A 13,295-nucleotide genomic window follows, 5' to 3' on the forward strand; every position below is an offset into this window, starting at 1 on the left:
TCATGCGCCACTCACTAGCCATCCGCCTGCTCGCGGTCGCGGCCATCTGGCTGGCCGCCGCGCTTGGCGGCACCGGCTGGCTGCTCTCCACGCTGTTCGCGCGCCATGTCAACGAGACCTATGTCCGCCAGCTCGACAACCAGCTCACCAGCCTGGCCGCCGCGCTCGACTGGAGCCCCGACGGCAAGCTCGCGCTGACGCGCGCGCCGGCCGATCCGCGCTACGAACTGCCCTACTCCGGCGCCTACTGGCAGGCGCGGGCGAAGGGCGCCACGTTGCGCTCGCGCTCGCTCTGGGATGCCGAGATGCCTGCCACGGTGGGCAACCAGGTGGCGGGCAGCCACGCGGAAATCCGGCCCGGGCCCAACGGGCAATCGTTGCTGGTGGTATCGCGCCCGATCGTGCTGGCGTCGGCGGACATGCCGGTGACGCTCTCGGTCGCACTGGACCGCACCGAGCTGCGCGCCGCGCGCCAGGCCTTCAACCGGCTGCTGGGCTGGTCGCTGACGGCGCTCGGAGCGGGGCTGCTGCTGGCGGTGGCGGCTCAGGTGAAATTCGGCCTGGCGCCGCTGGCGCGGCTGCGCCAGGCGCTGGCCACGCTACAGGCGCGCCGCGAAAGCCGGCTTGGGGGGACGTGGCCGACCGAAGTAGTGCCGCTGGTCAATGAAATCAATACCTTGCTGGCGCGCAATGCCGATGCGCTGGAGCGCTCCCGGCGCCAGGCCGCGGATCTCGCCCATGCGGTCAAGACACCGCTTGCCATCCTTGCCAACGAAGCCGGGCGCCTGCCCGGCGCCGCGGCCCGCGCCGCCGCCGCGCAGGTCGAAGCCATGCGCCGGCAGGTGGATCGCCACCTGGCGCGCGCGCGCGCGGCCGGTGCGGCCAGTGCTCGCGGTGCCCGTATCGAGGCCGGTCCGGCGGCGGCCGAGCTGGCGCGCGCGCTTACCCGCCTGCACAGCGGCCGCGAGATCGTCATCGAAGTGGAAGGCAGCGGGCACTTTGCCGGCGACCGCCAGGACCTGATCGAGATCCTCGGCAACCTGCTCGACAATGCCTGCCAGTGGGCCCGCTCGCGCGTTCGCGTCAGGCTCGCGGAGCAGGCAGGCATGCTCGAGATCGTGGTGGAAGACGATGGTCCGGGCATGCCGCCCGAAGCGCGCGAACTGGCTACGGCCCGCTTCGGGCGCCTGGATGAGTCCACTGCCGGCAGCGGACTGGGGCTGGCCATCGTCAGCGAGATGGCAGCCCTTTACGAGGGAGGACTGACGCTAGGCGGCAGCGACCTGGGCGGGCTGCTGGCCCGCCTGCGGCTGCCGGCGGGCCAGGCATGACAGGCCCGCCCTTGCCTGTTAGCAGGCAGCCGTCATCTTGAAGATGCCCTGGGCATTGCCGGCATCGAAGGACAGGTCCAGCGTGCCACCCGCGGCTTCCGAGGCGGGCACGAAATCGCGCGTGATGAACTCGTAGAACGAGCCCGGCACGGTGCGCTTTACCACGATGCCGTCGGCACCGACAAACCGGCGCTCTACCGGGTCCGCCTTGAACGCCGTCTGCAAGACCCGCCCGGAGCGCGACACTTCCACCGTATCCTTGATCGGACGACCCAGGCCACGTTGCGCGTCGGCCACGGCGCGCACGTCCGCCACGCGGTCGGTGGCATGGTTGAATGCATTGCCCTCGGTGGAAATCCAGGCCATCTCGGCGGATTCCTTCAGCAGCAATTCGTAGTCGGCCAGCGCCGGCTCGGCATGATGACGGTCGAAGCAGGCGGCCAGCTTGGGCACCAGCCGTGCCGCGTCGGCCATCGGCAGGCTGGCATCGCGCTCCAGTACGGCCAGTTGCGCCACGGCGTCGTCATCGAGCGGGTCGGCGGACGCCGACACCACGCGCGATACCGCGGCCTGGAATGCCGCGCTGAAACGCTCTGGGTGCAGTTCGCTGAGGAAGTACTGGGCGATATCGTCCGGCAGGTCGGCATGCGCGTAGGAGCGGCCCGTCATGCCGATGCGATCGAGCGGATAGGTGCCGTTGAGGCGGTAGCCCAGCGGGGCAAGGATGCGGGTGAAGGCGATCTCGCCCGAAGGCAGGTTGCCGCATTCCCACTTGACCGTGCGCAGCGCGCCGTGGTCGAACACTACCTGGCCGCCCGCCTCGATGACGTCGCGCGTATAGGCCATGCCCGTCGGCACGCGTTCGAGGATGCCGGCGAACAGCACCATATTGAGCGCCTGCGCGACTTCGGCACGGCTGGCTTGTTCACTGCTGGAAGACAGCAGTTGCGGCGAAACATTCATCAATTGCAGCAACTGTGCTGCTTGTGTCTCGCCACAAACGGTCTCGAGGAGGCGTTGCAGATTCGGCTTCGTCATGGTCAATGCGCTGGAATTCGTTTGTTTTCAGGGGATAGCGGGAGCCGACGGCCCCCGGGCGGGTCTTATTGTGCGACCGCGGCAGACTTCGTACAATTGATAACTTCGCACCAACTTCCTTCCAAAAACGCACTATGCGCAAAGGCATTCCCAGTCTCACGGCGCTGCAGATGTTCGAGGCCGCGGCACGGCTTGGCAGTTTTACCCGCGCCGCGGACGAACTGGCGGTAACGGAAAGCGCGGTATGCCGGCAGATCGCCGGCCTGGAAGCGCGGCTGGGCGTGCCGCTTTTCCACCGCATCCGCAAGCGCATCGTGCTGACGCCGGCGGGCGGGACCTATGCCGAGGAAGTGCGGGAGCGGCTCGACCAGATCGAGCAGGTCACGCTGGATGTGATGGCCCAGCGTCCGCGCGGGCGCGCCATCGAGCTGGCGATCGGGCCCACCTTTGCCAGCCAGTGGCTGATCCCGCGCCTGCCCCTGCTCGCCCGCGCCCTGCCTGACCTGACGCTGCACCTGTCGGCGCGCACCGAGGCATTCGAGCTTAGCGATACCGCTTTCGACGCGGCGATCTATTACGGCGAGGGATTATGGCCGGGGACCGAAGGCGAGCGCATCCTGGAAGAAGGCCCTTCGGTCCCGGTGTGCAGTCCGTCCCTGCTGGGACGCCGCAAGCAACTGGGCCTGGATCAACTGCTTGACCTTCCGCTGCTCCACCTGAACACGCGCTTGCGCGCCTGGAGCGACTGGCTTGCCGCCGCGGGCGCGGCGCAGCCGGCGCAAGCCTTGCGCGGCCCGCGCTACGACCTCTACACCATGCTGGCGCAGGCGGCGGCGGCCGGCGTCGGCGTAGCCCTGATCCCGCGCATCCTGATCACCGAGGAACTGGCGCAGGGCCGGCTGGTGGTGCCATTCACCACGCTGCCGGCCGGCATTGACAATCGCAAGGCCTATTACTTCGCCCACCGGCGCGGCCTGGCACCCGACGACAAGATCCTGCAGCTACGCGGCTGGTTGCTGGAGTGCGGCGCGCAGGAGGATCCTGTCATTGCGCGTGGGCGATGACGGCTTCGCGTGTCTCCCGCGCCAGGCCTGCGGCAAAGGCGGCTTCCGCCACCAGGAACAGCGGCCCGATCAGCAGTCCGGCCAGATCGTCCACAAACGCCGGCTTGCGGCCTTCGTAATAGTGGCCGACAAACTGGATCAGCCAGCCCGCCACGAACAGGCCGACGCCCCAGGCCAGCCACACGCCGGTGGACAGCGCCGCGATCGCGTCGCCGAGGTACACGAAACCGGCCAGGATCAGTGTCATCGCCAGTCCGAAACCCGCCGACAGGCGTAGGTAGAACAGGCAGGACAACCCATATACCACCATGGCGGGGGTCAGGTACGCCGGGCCTTCGCCCAGCGTCATGGCCGGGCGGGCCAGCAGCGTGGTCACGGCCAGCACAATCATGGGAATGCCGATGAAATGGGTGAACACGTTGCGCGCGTCGCGGTGATAGGCTGCGTAGTTGGCCAAGTGGTCGATCAGGGTCTTCACGGGGCTCCTCCTGCCGGGGCATCGTTAGCGCGGCTGCTCGATGGTGGCCGCATGTTGTGGCCGCACGTTGTGGCCGTATAGTAATGGGCAGGGAAAAGCTCGTCTGTCCGGTTTCTGACAATCCGGCATGGCGCCGATAAAAGGAGATCATCATGCGCTTGGCGCCCCGTGAACGGCGGGAGCCGTCCCCGGATCCGCTGCGCGTCCTGCGTGGCGGCAGCTGGTTCGGCACCTTGCCGGCGGCTCTGCAGGACACCCTGCTGCGGGACGCCGTCAGCCGCAAGCTCGCGGCTGGCCAGTTGCTGTTTGCCCGTGGCGACGCCTTTGATGGCATCTACGCCGTGGTGGCCGGCACGGTGCAGATCGACACCCACAGCGAATCGGGCAAGGCGGCCCTGCTCGGCCTGCTGGAACCGGGAAACTGGTTTGGCGAGATCTGCCTGTTCGACGGACTGGCCCGCACGCACGATGCCCACGCCACCAGCGCGGCCACCGTGCTGCACCTGCAGCGCGACAGGCTCTATGCGATGCTGTCCGCGCATCCCGAATGGTGGCGCGAATTTGGCAAGCTGCTTGCAGCCAAGACCCGGGAGGCGTTCCATTACGTGGAAGAAACGCAATTGCTGCCCCCGCTCGCGCGCACCGCGCGCCGCCTGGTGGCCATGGCCCAGGCTTACGGCAACCTGCCCGGACTGGAGCGCCGCTCCGTACACATCCCGCAGGAACAGCTTGGCCAGATGCTCGGGTTGTCTCGCCAGACGGTCAACCAGGCTCTGCGCGAGCTCGAAACGCGAGGGCTCCTGCGCCTGCATTACGCCGACATCGAGTTGCTCGACCTGCCGGCACTGCTGGCGCTGGACTGAGCCGGCCATGGCTTCCCGACACTTCAGCCTGCGCGGGCAGCGCAAGGCAAACAATGACATGACCACATGACCATGCTAGACGACATCCGCCTGCACGCTTATCTCGAGCGCATCGGCCATCCGCTGCCCGGCCAGCCGGACCTTGCGGCGCTCGACAGCCTGATTGCCGCGCACCTGGAGCATATTCCGTTTGAAAATGTCGACGTGCTGCTCGGGCGCCCGATCCGCATTGGCCTGGACGCCGTCTTCGACAAGCTGGTCACGCAGGCGCGCGGCGGCTACTGTTTCGAGCAGAACACCTTGCTTGCCGCCGTGCTGCGAACGCTTGGTTATGGCGTTACAGCCCTTGCCGCGCGGGTGCGGTGGAATGTCCCTGACGATGTGCCCACCATGCAATCGCATATGCTGCTGCGCGTGGAAGCGGCACATCACAGCTATATCGTGGACGTGGGCTTCGGCGGCCCCAACCCGTATCGCGCGATGCCGCTGCCGCAGACGGAGCGTGCCGATCCTGCATTCCCGTACCGCCTGGCCGCGGTGGATACACCGGGCGCCGCGTTTCATCTCTACGACCTGGAAGTCGGCGGCGCAAACGGCTGGCTCAAGCTCTACCGATTCGATCTTTCGCCGCAGCAGGCGATCGATTTCGAACCGCGCAACTGGTACACGTCAACCCATCCCGGCAGCCTGTTCCGCAACGCACTGACCATGGCGCGCTCGCAGGGCGGCAGCCGGCTGACGCTGGTCAACGACGACCTTACCGTACGCGCTGGCGATGGCAGCGCGCACCGCCAGCGCCTGGAGACCCCGGCGGCAATCATCGAAACGCTGGCGCACAGCTTCGGCCTCGCGCTGGATCCTGCCGACCGGGATCAACTAACGCAGATGCTGCCCGCGCTGATTGCAGCGCGGCGGCCAGGCTAGGCGCGCTTCAGCCGGCTTCAGATTCAGAGCGTACCTCGAAGCCTGCCGCCTCAAGCAGCGCCGGCAGGCCCGCGTCCCCGACCATATGCAGCGCGCCCGCCACGATCAGGGTCGGCACGCGGTCCGCGATCAGCGACCGGATCTTCGGCATCCATTGCCGGTTGCGCGCGTCGACCAGGACCGCCAGCGAGCACGGCCACTGTGCCCGGCGCTGCGCAAGCAGCCTGGCGAACGGTTCGGCTTGCCCCTGCCGCCACCATCGCACCATGTCGGCCGGCTCCGCGGCGGCAAGTTCGGGTTGCTCGGCGAAGAAGGCCAGCATCGACATCTGCTCATCCAGCGGCACGCCCTGCAGCATGCGCAGCGCTTCGGTACCGTCTTCCAGCGCATCCGTCGCCCGTCCTTCCACCGTGGCGCGCGCCCACAGGAAACGATCGACGCCATACTGCGCCAGGATGCCGTGCCGCGCAGCCAGCGCGAACTGCAGGTGCATTGCAGCAAACACGGGCCGCAGGCGTTCCAGCTCAGCACCGGGCAGCCCGAAGTCCAGCCATAGCGCCCGCACCTGTTCGAACGTGGCAGGCGGCAGATGCTGGCTGAGTCCATCGCCGTCCGGGAAATACGCCGCGCCGAAATCCGGTTGCCGGTCCAGCGCTACCTCGAAGACGATGCGGGCCGACGCGTGCCAGGCTTGCTCAGCGGCCCGCTCCAGGGTCGATAACGGCGCATCCAGCACGTGGATCGCCCCGAGCAGGTAGACCTCGGTATTCCTGATTTGCCAGAGCATGTGGCGCTTGCCTTGTCCTGAATGATTGGTATGGCCGGGTGACGCGTTGCAGGCCGGGCGCGCTGCAAGCATACCCTTGCGCGCGCATCGCACGCACGTTATGCACCGCGCTCATTGTCAAAAGAAAAAACGCTGATAAGCCGGGCCAGCCGCGGATTTGTGTGTGGACTGCGCGATAGCGCCCAACCATAATGTACCGGGCGGTAGGATTGCCGGACGCGCGATCAGCGGCCTGGCCGCACGGCACCGCGGCATGCTCCGCTGTGCAGAACACGCATCCGGCGATGCTGCCAACAGGAAGCTTTCATAGCGCCATTTACAGAACATCTGGTCCCGCCCCGCGAGGACCAGGACACCAGGAGACACGCATGTCATTATTCGACCTGACCGGCAAGGTTGCCGTCGTCACCGGCTCTTCACGCGGCATTGGCCGTGCCATCGCGGAGCAGATGGCGGTACAAGGGGCCAAAGTGGTGATTTCCTCGCGCAAGGCCGAGGCCTGCCAGGAAGTCGTCGATGCCATCAACGCCAGGCATGGTGCCGGCACCGCCATTGCCGTACCGGCCAATATCTCCTCCAAGGAAGATCTCCAGCACCTGGTCGACACAACCAACAGCACGTTTGGCAAGATCGACGTGCTGGTCTGCAACGCCGCCTCCAATCCCTACTACGGCCCGATGAGCGGCGTGACCGACGAACAGTTCCGCAAGGTGCTGGACAACAACGTCATCTCCAACCACTGGCTGATTCAGATGGTCGCGCCGCAGATGATCGAGCGCAAGGACGGCTCGATCATCATCGTGTCGTCCATCGGCGGCCTGCGCGGCTCGCCCACCATCGGCGTGTACAACGTTTCGAAGGCGGCCGACTTCCAGCTGGCGCGCAACCTCGCGGTGGAGTTCGGTCCGCACAACGTGCGCGTGAACTGCATCGCACCGGGCCTGATCCGTACCGATTTCGCCAAGGCGCTGTGGGAAGATCCGGAGCGCTACAAGCTGTCGACGCAGGGCGCGCCGCTGCGCCGCATCGGCGAACCGGTGGAAATCGCCGGCGCCGCGGTGTTCCTGGCCTCGGCTGCCAGCACCTTCATGACCGGCCAGGCCATGGTGGTGGACGGCGGCGTCACGATCTGAGCCACGCCGCACCCGTTGTTCCCTTTACGGGCTCGCTCCAGGCCTGAAGCTTGAGGCCTGAGCCGGGGCGCACCGTGCCCGCACCCATTGCTGCCCGGCTCGCCGGGTGGGCGATGCGCGCGGGCACGCGTGCCTCGCCGGCACGCCAGAGCGCTGCCCATCCTGCCATGCAGTCAGGGAGGCACCGATGTCGAACAACCCGCAAACCGCTACGTCCTGGCCGGCCATCAGCCTGGCCGAAGCGCATGCCCGCCTTACCGCTCCCGGCGCCCCTTTCGAAACCGAAACGCGCGTGATCCGGGGCATCTCCACCACCGTCTGGAAAAACGCGCCGCCCACGCTGCGCGACCTTTTCCTGCAAGCCCGCGCGCTGGGTGACAAGACCTTCGTCGTCTATGAAGACGAACGCGTGTCCTATGACGCGTTCGGCCGTGCCGCGCTGACCATCGCGCATGCGCTGATCCGCGACGGCGTGCGCAAGGGCGATCGCGTTGCGCTGGCTATGCGCAACCTGCCGGAATGGCCGGCGGTCTTCTACGGCGCCTTGCTGGCCGGCGCCATCGTCACGCCGCTCAATGCCTGGTGGACCGGCGCCGAACTGGAATACGGCCTGGCCGACTCAGGCAGCAAGATCGCCATCGTGGACGATGAGCGCCTGGGCCGCATCCTGGAGCATCTGCCTGGCTGCCCCGCGCTGGAAAAAATCTACGTCAGCCGCGCCACCGCCCCACAGGCCGACGCGCGCATCGCGGCGCTGGAAAGCCTGATCGGCACGCCCGCGCAATGGGCGGCGCTGCCCGGGTTGCCTGTGCCGGACATCCCGCTCGACGCCGACGACGACGCCACCATCTTCTACACCTCGGGCACCACCGGCAAGCCCAAGGGCGCGCTTGGCACCCACCGCAATGCCACCAACGTAGCGGTAGCCGCCGCGTTCAGCCCGATGCGCAATTGCCTGCGCCGCGGCGAAGCCATCCCGGCCCCTGACCCTGCCGCGCCGCAGAAAGGCATGCTGCTGTCGGTGCCCTTCTTCCACGTCACCGGCTGCATGGCGGTGCTCAACGGCGCGCTGGCCAGCGGCACCAAGATCGTCCTGATGCGCCGCTGGGACGTGGTGCGTGCCATGGGACTGATCGAACGCGAGCGCTGCACGGCGGCTGGCGGTGTCCCCACCATCGCGTGGCAGATCATCGAGCATCCGGAGCGCGAGCGCTTCGACCTTTCATCGCTGGAAAACGTCAATTACGGCGGCGCACCCGCGTCGGCCGAACTGGTGCGCCGCATCACCGAGGTGTTCCCGCACTCGGCGCCCGGCATCGGCTGGGGCATGACCGAGACCTCGGCCACCTTCACCAGCCACAGCGCCGAGGAATATGTGGCGCGCCCGGAAAGCGGCGGGCCGGCACTGCCCATTGGCGAGATGAAGGTGGTGGATGGACGCGGCCGCAGCTTGCCCACCGGCGAAACCGGCGAACTGATGGTGCGAGGCGCCAATGTGGTGCGCGGTTACTGGAACAAGCCGGAAGCCACCGCGCAGACGTTCGTCGACGGCTGGCTCAAGACCGGCGACATTGCGCGGCTGGACGAGGAAGGGTTCGTCTATATCGTCGACCGCATGAAGGACATGCTGATCCGCGGCGGCGAGAACATCTATTGCATCGAGGTCGAGAGCGCGCTGTACGATCACCCGGCGGTGATGGACGCGGCGCTGGTGGGCATCGCCCACCGCACGCTGGGCGAAGAACCGGCGGCGGTGGTCAGCCTCAAGCCGGGTGCGCAAGCGACGGAGGCCGAGTTGCAGGCGTTCGTGGGCGAGCGGCTGGCGGCCTTCAAGGTACCGGTGCGGATCGTCTTCTGCCCCGACATGCTGCCACGCAATGCCAATGGCAAGATCCTGAAATCGACCCTGCGCAAGATGTTCGACGCGGCGGCCTGAGGCCGGGCTTTAACCAGGCACGCATAGCAACCCGGCCGCCGTGAAAGGGGCACGGCGGCCGGGCTTGCCGGTGCCACGCCGGTCCGACGGGAATAACAAGGGAACACCTATCCGATGCAGACAAGCCATTCATCCAGGCATTTTTCGCCACTCATCAACCGGATCGCGACTTTGTCCGTCCTGGCCGGCGCGTTGATCGCAGCCGGATGCGCCAACCAGGGGCAAGGCAGTGCCGCGGCCCCGGTGCCGGAGATCCGGCCCGGGATTCTTGCCGGCTACCTGCCGGCGCAGGCACGGCCCGACAGCCTGGCACTCGTACCGCCACCGCCCGCCCCCGGCTCAGCCGCCCAGGCGCTGGACGACGAGATCGCACGTGCCAACCTGCCCCTGCGCGGCACGGCGCGCTGGCGGCTGGCGGCCCAGGACGCCAACCTGAAATTCCCGCAGGCCGCCGATGTCTTCTCCTGCGCCCTGGACGCACCAGTATCGCAGGAGCAGACGCCCAGGCTCTACCTGCTGTTGCGCCGGACCCTGGCCGATGCGGGATTATCCACCTACGGCGTAAAAGATAAATATGCGCGCGCGCGGCCATTCATGGTGAACCATCAGCCGACTTGCACGCCCGCCGAAGAGCCCATGCTTTCCAAGGATGGCTCCTACCCGTCGGGGCATAACGCCGTTGGCTGGGCATGGGCACTGATCCTGGCGGAAATCGCGCCCCAACAGTCCAATGCGATCCTGGCGCGCGGGCTGGCCTATGGGCAGAGCCGGCTGGTCTGCAATGTGCATTGGCAAAGCGATGCGATGCAGGGCCGCATCATGGGCGCAGCCACCGTGGCGCGGCTGCATGCCGACCCCGCTTTCCGTGCGGATCTGGCCGCAGCCAGCTCGGAGCTTGCCGACGTCCGCGCCAAGGGCCTGAAGCCCGCCGGCGACTGCCAGGCCGAAAGCGAGGCGCTGGCGCCGCTTGCCAACTAGCAAGGCGCTTGGGCGATGTTCAGCCGCGGCCGACGAAGGGCATCTTGGTGGCCATCACGGTCATGAACTGCACATTCGCATCGAGCGGCAGGTTGGCCATATGGACCACCGAACTGGCTACGTGCGCCACGTCCATCAGCGGCTCGGGCGCGATCTCGCCATTGGCCTGGGGCACGCCGCGCGCCATGCGCGAAGCCATGTCGGTGGCGGCGTTGCCGATGTCGATCTGCCCGCAGGCGATATCGAAGGCGCGGCCATCCAGCGAAAGGCTCTTGGTCAGCCCGGTGATGGCGTGCTTGGTGGCCGTGTACGGGACCGTATTGGGGCGCGGCGCGTGCGCCGAGATGGAGCCGTTGTTGATAATGCGGCCGCCGCGCGGGCTCTGCGACTTCATCAGCGCGAAGGCGGCGCGCGAGCAAAGGAATACGCCGGTCAGGTTGGTGTCCAGCACCGCCTTCCATTGCTCCACCGACAGCTCGTCGATCGAGACCGCCGGCGCATTGATGCCGGCATTGTTGAACAGCACGTCGAGCCGGCCGAACTGTTCGCGGACCTGCGCGAACAGTTGATCCACCGAAGCCGGATCGCTGACATCGCACTGCACCGCCAGCGCCGTATGGCCATCGGCCCGGGCTTGCGCGGCCAGCGCCTGAAGCGGCTCGGCGGTACGTCCGGCGAACACCACCCGGTAGCCCGCCACCAGCAGCGCCTGCGCCACCGCCTTGCCGATGCCGCGGGCGGCGCCCGTGACCAGCGCTACCTTGCCTTGCTGACTCATGCTGTCTTCTCCGGATGGGATTCTTGGTTGCCGGCTATTTGACCGGAATCGGCGTTTCCGCCGCCACCGGCACCGCGGTCACGCTGTTCTGGGGGCTGCCGGAAACGATGCGGTCCGAGTAGGTCAGGTAGACCAGGGTATTGCGCTTGCGGTCGACCGTGCGCACCACGTGCAAGGTCTTGAACAGGATCGACATGCGTTCGGAAAATACATTGTCCTGCTGGCGCAGCGGGCCCTTGAACGTGATCGGCTCGACCTGGCGGCAGGCGATCGAGCTTTCGGGCGGATCTTCGGCCATGCCCAGCGATCCCTTGATGCCGCCGGTGCGGGCACGCGAGACATAGCACGTCACGCCCTGCACCATCGGATCGTCATAAGCCTCGATCACCACCTTGTCGGAGCCGGTCATGCGGAAATTGGTGCTCACGCTGCCGATCTCCTCGGCATGCGCGGCCGGCGCCAGCAGCGCCAGCGCCGCTAGCAGGCGCATCAGGCTGGTATGCATGCGTGCCCCTTCCACCTCAGGACACCTTGCCCGTGATTTCGTCGTGCCGTTTTTCCATTTCCTGGCGAAGCTGGCGGCGCAGCTGGGCCGCTGCAAAGCGCTGGCGCTCGACTTCGTCGCGCGGCACCAGTGCCGGCACCTCGGCCGGGGCGCCATTGTCGTCCACCGCCACCATGGTGAAATAGCAGCTATTGGTATGGCGCACCAGCTTGCTGCGAATGTTCTCGGTGATGACCTTGATGCCGATCTCCATGGAGCTGCGCCCGGTGAAATTGACTGCTGCAAGGAAGGTCACCAGTTCCCCCACGTGGATGGGCTGGCGAAATACGACCTGATCGACCGACAAGGTCACGACATAGCGCCCCGCGTAGCGGCTGGCACAGGCATAAGCCACCATGTCGAGATACTTGAGGATGGTGCCGCCGTGCACATTGCCGGAGAAATTGGCCATGTCCGGCGTCATCAGCACGGTCATGGAAAGCTGGTGGGACAGGTCGTTCATGATGAAATCCGGAATCTGGGAGCGGCCGGGCGGACCCGCGAAGCGGGTCGAAAGGCTGGTGCCGACGATCGGCAGTTTAACCCGGAACGGGCCCCTTGCCTTGTCGCGGAGCACGTCCCGGCGCACCCCGGCGCCAACAAAAAAGCGGCCTTTCGGGCCGCCTTCTTATCAGCGCTCAAGGCGCGGACTGCTTACTTCTTCTTGTTCACAGCGTCCTTGAACCCTTGGCCGGCAGAGAACTTGACCGTCTTTGCGGCCGGAATCTTGATGGTCTCGCCGGTACGCGGATTGCGGCCGGTACGCGCGGCGCGCTTGCCGGAGCTGAAGCTGCCGAAACCCACCAGCGTTACCGAATCACCCTTGGCAACCGCCTTCTTGATATTCTCCAGAGCCGCATTCAGTGCGCGCTCTGCCGCTGCATTGCTCAATTCGGCATCCGCGGCGATGGCAGATACCAGTTCACCTTTATTCATGGCTGATTTCCCTTGTTGGTCGTCTTGATCGGAGTGTCTGCCACGCGGCAAATTACCGATCGGCGCAGTCTAATCCGCGCTTTACGCATTGGGCAATCCCCAGTGGCACCAATGCAACGAAAAAAGCCGCAAATCCTTGAGTCAAGCGCCTTTGCGGGGAATTTACCCCCCTTTTCCGCCCTTTCAAATGCGCCCCCTGAGGCTAGGCAGAATTCGAACGCGCGTACGGGGCGACGCGCATCCCTTGCGGCGCGATGCGGCTTTGCTTCGTCCGCTCGCTACCACTGCCGGTGCGATGCGCGGATCACAGGCGGCGGCATGCCCTGATTCCGGGCAAGATCGGTGCAATCTCCCATTATGGTGCATGGCTGTGAGAGGGCTACGCCCCAAATCAATGCGGTGCCTCATTTTGGCGCAGGATTTTGCCTGTCCCCATGGGGACTGCAAGGCGATCGCCCTCGCTGCTATCACCGGGGCAGCCCCCGCAGGCGCGACAATCCGGTGC

Annotated in this window: 14 protein-coding genes; 7 read left to right on the top strand and 7 right to left on the bottom strand. The window is 66.6% G+C overall.

What is annotated here, in order from left to right:
- The first annotated feature begins 2 nt into the window (after nucleotides 1–2).
- The gene (locus CF70_RS05170; RefSeq protein WP_035861326.1) at nucleotides 3–1,331 is read left to right on the top strand and encodes a sensor histidine kinase; all 1,329 of its coding nucleotides are present in this window, start codon (nucleotides 3–5) and stop codon (nucleotides 1,329–1,331) included.
- Between the two features lie 18 nt (nucleotides 1,332–1,349).
- On the opposite strand, the gene CF70_RS05175 is transcribed toward CF70_RS05170, so the two are convergent.
- Nucleotides 1,350–2,369, bottom strand: coding sequence for a DUF1338 domain-containing protein (locus CF70_RS05175; RefSeq protein ID WP_035861329.1), 1,020 nt, complete (start codon nucleotides 2,367–2,369; stop codon nucleotides 1,350–1,352).
- Between the two features lie 134 nt (nucleotides 2,370–2,503).
- On the opposite strand from CF70_RS05175, the gene CF70_RS05180 reads away from it, so the two are divergent.
- On the top strand, nucleotides 2,504–3,433 hold the full coding sequence (locus CF70_RS05180) for a LysR substrate-binding domain-containing protein (protein ID WP_035861332.1): 930 nt from the start codon (nucleotides 2,504–2,506) through the stop codon (nucleotides 3,431–3,433).
- Here CF70_RS05180 and CF70_RS05185 read toward each other — a convergent pair.
- On the bottom strand, nucleotides 3,414–3,911 hold the full coding sequence (locus tag CF70_RS05185; protein WP_035861337.1) for a DUF962 domain-containing protein: 498 nt from the start codon (nucleotides 3,909–3,911) through the stop codon (nucleotides 3,414–3,416). The genes CF70_RS05180 and CF70_RS05185 overlap by 20 nt on opposite strands.
- Before the next feature lie 152 nt (nucleotides 3,912–4,063).
- On the opposite strand from CF70_RS05185, the gene CF70_RS05190 reads away from it, so the two are divergent.
- Together CF70_RS05190 and CF70_RS05195 are read left to right on the top strand one after the other, a co-directional pair.
- Nucleotides 4,064–4,774, top strand: a complete 711-nt coding sequence (locus CF70_RS05190) for a Crp/Fnr family transcriptional regulator (protein WP_035861340.1) — start codon at nucleotides 4,064–4,066, stop codon at nucleotides 4,772–4,774.
- Nucleotides 4,775–4,840: 66 nt separating this feature from the next.
- Nucleotides 4,841–5,698, top strand: a complete 858-nt coding sequence (locus CF70_RS05195) for an arylamine N-acetyltransferase family protein (protein WP_035861343.1) — start codon at nucleotides 4,841–4,843, stop codon at nucleotides 5,696–5,698.
- A 7-nt stretch (nucleotides 5,699–5,705) separates the two neighbouring features.
- Here CF70_RS05195 and CF70_RS05200 read toward each other — a convergent pair whose 3' ends face one another.
- Nucleotides 5,706–6,485, bottom strand: a complete 780-nt coding sequence (locus tag CF70_RS05200) for a TraB/GumN family protein (RefSeq protein WP_035861347.1) — start codon at nucleotides 6,483–6,485, stop codon at nucleotides 5,706–5,708.
- Between the two features lie 368 nt (nucleotides 6,486–6,853).
- Between CF70_RS05200 and CF70_RS05205 the strand changes: the two genes are divergently transcribed.
- From CF70_RS05205 to CF70_RS05215, 3 genes are all read left to right on the top strand, one after another.
- Nucleotides 6,854–7,618, top strand: a complete 765-nt coding sequence (locus CF70_RS05205) for an SDR family oxidoreductase (RefSeq protein ID WP_035861350.1) — start codon at nucleotides 6,854–6,856, stop codon at nucleotides 7,616–7,618.
- A 187-nt stretch (nucleotides 7,619–7,805) separates the two neighbouring features.
- Nucleotides 7,806–9,554, top strand: a complete 1,749-nt coding sequence (locus CF70_RS05210; RefSeq protein ID WP_035861351.1) for a class I adenylate-forming enzyme family protein — start codon at nucleotides 7,806–7,808, stop codon at nucleotides 9,552–9,554.
- Nucleotides 9,555–9,725: 171 nt separating this feature from the next.
- Nucleotides 9,726–10,532 (top strand): acid phosphatase, encoded by an 807-nt coding sequence (locus tag CF70_RS05215; RefSeq protein WP_035861494.1) that lies wholly within the window; start codon nucleotides 9,726–9,728, stop codon nucleotides 10,530–10,532.
- Nucleotides 10,533–10,551: 19 nt separating this feature from the next.
- Here CF70_RS05215 and CF70_RS05220 read toward each other — a convergent pair whose 3' ends face one another.
- From CF70_RS05220 to CF70_RS05235, 4 genes are all read right to left on the bottom strand, one after another.
- Nucleotides 10,552–11,310 (bottom strand): SDR family oxidoreductase, encoded by a 759-nt coding sequence (locus CF70_RS05220; RefSeq protein ID WP_035861354.1) that lies wholly within the window; start codon nucleotides 11,308–11,310, stop codon nucleotides 10,552–10,554.
- 34 nt (nucleotides 11,311–11,344) lie between these two features.
- Nucleotides 11,345–11,815, bottom strand: coding sequence for a CreA family protein (locus tag CF70_RS05225; protein WP_035861357.1), 471 nt, complete (start codon nucleotides 11,813–11,815; stop codon nucleotides 11,345–11,347).
- A gap of 16 nt (nucleotides 11,816–11,831) precedes the next feature.
- Nucleotides 11,832–12,317 (bottom strand): acyl-CoA thioesterase, encoded by a 486-nt coding sequence (locus CF70_RS05230; protein WP_035861498.1) that lies wholly within the window; start codon nucleotides 12,315–12,317, stop codon nucleotides 11,832–11,834.
- Nucleotides 12,318–12,508: 191 nt separating this feature from the next.
- On the bottom strand, nucleotides 12,509–12,790 hold the full coding sequence (locus tag CF70_RS05235; RefSeq protein ID WP_035861359.1) for an HU family DNA-binding protein: 282 nt from the start codon (nucleotides 12,788–12,790) through the stop codon (nucleotides 12,509–12,511).
- Nucleotides 12,791–13,295: the final 505 nt, after the last annotated feature.

This window comes from Cupriavidus sp. SK-3 (assembly GCF_000611145.1).
Lineage (GTDB): Bacteria > Pseudomonadota > Gammaproteobacteria > Burkholderiales > Burkholderiaceae > Cupriavidus.